The following is a 562-nucleotide window of genomic DNA, read 5'->3' on the forward strand; positions in this document are numbered from 1 at the left end:
CATGTAAAACTAAACTCATTAGCATGTGAGTATGAATTATAATTCATTGTAATAACTAATTTTTTTGGATTAGGATCCAGTACTGATAGTACTCGAAGATGAGTAACCAGTACTGAAAGGTTAGGTGCTAATATAGTACCTAACCTTTATTTTCAATGTGTTATGTGAATATTCGCGTGCTGATGGTAAAAACTTAGCTATGTTGGAACAACATGGCTAAGTTCGGTCAATTGCTTCTTTCATCAGAAAAATAGGCTCTTTCCCTCTGTATACGCTATCAGTCATAGTACTACTACTGTGACCAAGTATGCTAAACCTTATATGGTCGGGAAGGTCTGATATATCTCTTAGCCTATCACTCATAGCGTATCGATAGTCATGTGGGCTATGCTTTTCATCTATTTTTTTAAATAGGTTTGCTACAGCATTAGATACTGGATTATGAACAGCCCATGGAAATACTGGCTTCTCATCCATAATTCCGCTTTGAAGTAAATTTTTATGAATTGGTATAGTTCTTATACTACTTGAATTTTTAATCCTCTTACCATCCCTATCATTA

The 562-nt window shown here is 34.5% G+C and carries 1 pseudogene; it reads right to left on the minus strand.

Annotated features, from left to right (window positions below):
- Positions 1-216: 216 nt before the first annotated feature.
- Positions 217-562: pseudogene (locus tag G6Q48_RS22120) on the minus strand (site-specific integrase); the annotation flags it as partial.

The sequence above is a fragment of the Providencia sp. M-27 genome (assembly GCF_011077905.1).
Lineage (GTDB): Bacteria > Pseudomonadota > Gammaproteobacteria > Enterobacterales > Enterobacteriaceae > Providencia > Providencia huaxiensis.